At 75.3% G+C, this 1,835-nt stretch carries 3 protein-coding genes and 1 pseudogene; 1 reads left to right on the top strand and 3 read right to left on the bottom strand.

Annotation, left to right across the window (positions count from 1 at the left end):
• The coding region (locus tag D7X12_RS41105; RefSeq protein WP_147443990.1) for a DnaB-like helicase C-terminal domain-containing protein at nucleotides 1–141 on the top strand (141 nt) is incomplete at its 5' end.
• Nucleotides 142–165: 24 nt separating this feature from the next.
• Here D7X12_RS41105 and thiD read toward each other — a convergent pair.
• The 3 genes and pseudogenes from thiD to D7X12_RS41090 form a co-directional block, all read right to left on the bottom strand.
• Entirely contained in the window at nucleotides 166–906 is a 741-nt protein-coding gene (thiD, locus tag D7X12_RS41100) for a bifunctional hydroxymethylpyrimidine kinase/phosphomethylpyrimidine kinase (RefSeq protein WP_120630536.1), read from the bottom strand.
• Nucleotides 903–1,670: a gamma-glutamyl-gamma-aminobutyrate hydrolase family protein gene (locus D7X12_RS41095; RefSeq protein ID WP_120630535.1), complete on the bottom strand. Its 768-nt coding sequence runs from the start codon at nucleotides 1,668–1,670 to the stop codon at nucleotides 903–905. Before D7X12_RS41095 ends, thiD begins: the two co-directional genes overlap by 4 nt.
• A gap of 9 nt (nucleotides 1,671–1,679) precedes the next feature.
• Nucleotides 1,680–1,835 (bottom strand): annotated as a pseudogene (locus D7X12_RS41090) (thiamine phosphate synthase); the annotation flags it as partial.

Raw genomic sequence — 1,835 nt, 5'->3', positions numbered from 1 at the left:
GCCGGAGGCCGCGGTGCGGGCGGCGCGGTCATCCCCGTGGAGCTCATCGTCGCCAAGCAGCGCAACGGTCCCATTGGCTCCGTGGACATGGTGTTCCTGTCGGAGTTCACCCGCTTCGAGAGCCGCGCCCGGGGCGAGTAGCCCGCCCTCGAGCCGTCCCTGCCGTCAGTCTCGGCCGGTGCGCAGGTAGCGCGTGACGTGCTCGCGCGCCGCCCGCACCGCGGCCTCCGGCCCCGTGCCCCGGCCCAGCTCCGCCGCCAGCGCGGACGCCAGCCGGCAGCCCGTGCCCCGGCGCTCCGGGGGCCGCTTGAGCCTGCGCCCCCGCATCACCAGCGTGCGGCCTTCGAGGCCCAGCACGTCCGCCAGGCCCTGCCCTTCCGGCAGGTGGCCGCCCTTCACCAGCACCACGCCGAAGCCCCGCTGGCAGAGCGCCTCCGCGGCCTCCTGCGCGTCCTCCACGGAAGCCGGCGCGGGCCGGCCCAAGAGCCACCCCGCTTCCTCCAGGTTGGGCGTCACCACGACGCGCGGACCCGCCAGCGCCAGGTAGTGCCGGGGCGACAGGCGCGACAGGGGCTGGCCCCGCGACGAGCGCACCACGGGGTCCACCACCCACCACGCGTCCAGCCCCTTGAGCGTGGCCTTCGCCGCGGCGAGCTGGGAGGGGCCGGGCACCACGCCCCACTTCACCGCGTGCAGGGGGCCCCACTCGCGCGCGGCCGTCACCTGCGCCGTCAACATGCGGGGCGCCGCGGGCACCACGGCGAAGGTGTGCGTCCCCTGCGCCGTCTGGGCCGTGGGCACCGCCACCGCGTCACCGCCGCGCGCCCGCACCGCGGCGACGTCCGCGAGCAGCCCGGCCCTGCCCGTGGGCTCCAGGCCCGCCAGGAGCAGGACGCGGGGCCTCACCGGCGGTGCTCGCGGGCCTTCTGCACGAGCGACTTGTAGACGCCCAGGTGCACGGGGATGGTGCCCAGCAGCAGCTCCGGGTGCCACTGGATGCCCAGCGCGAAGGAGTGCGCGGTGGACTCAATGGCCTCCACCACGCCGTCCGGCGACAGCGCGCTCACCGTCACGTCCGTGCCCGGCTTGTTCACCGCCTGGTGGTGCGTGGAGTTCACCATCAGCTGCCCGTGGCCCACGGCCTCCGCCAGGAGGGTGCCGTTCTTCACCTCCACCGGGTGCTGCGGCTGGGTGCGATCATGCTTCTGCTCGTGGTCGCGCGCGCCGGGCACCTCGCGCAGGATGTCCTGGAACAGCGTGCCGCCCAGCACCACGCACAAGAGCTGCATGCCGCCGCACACGCCCAGCACCGGCAGGTTGCGCTTGAGCGCGCCCCGGATGAGCTGGGCCTCGAAGGCCGTGCGCCCCTCCTTCAGCGGCCCCATGCCCTCGCGCACCTCCTCGCCGTACGCGGACGGGGGGATGTCGAACGCGCCGCCCGTCACCACCAGGCCCGACACGCGCTCCAGGTACGCGTCCACGCACGAGGCGTCGTCCGTGTACGGCAGCACGAAGGGCAGCCCCCCGGCGCGGAACACCGCCTCCGCGTAGGGCACCTTCAGCTCGTAGCGGGGGAAGGCGGAGTCGGCCGGCTGGGCCCAGTCCGGGCTGAGGCCGATGTTGGGACGGCGCGGGGTCGTCCCGTGGTGGCGCGGAGGCGGAAGGTTCATGGGGCAGGTCTACCCTGTTTCGGGCCCGGTCCCGCGTGCGCCCCGGTCGAAGGCGTCCGCGAGCTGCCGCACCCGCTCGGAGATGTCCCGGGCGAGCAGGGCATCGGAGACCACCGCCGCGCCGTGCGCCCCTGTCGCCGCCACCCGGGCGATGTTCTCCAGGCC

Origin of the sequence: Corallococcus sicarius, from assembly GCF_003611735.1 — a bacterium.
Taxonomy (GTDB): Bacteria; Myxococcota; Myxococcia; order Myxococcales; family Myxococcaceae; genus Corallococcus; species Corallococcus sicarius.
Note: the sequence above shows the minus strand (reverse complement) of the source record. Positions and strands in the feature narration are given on the sequence as shown.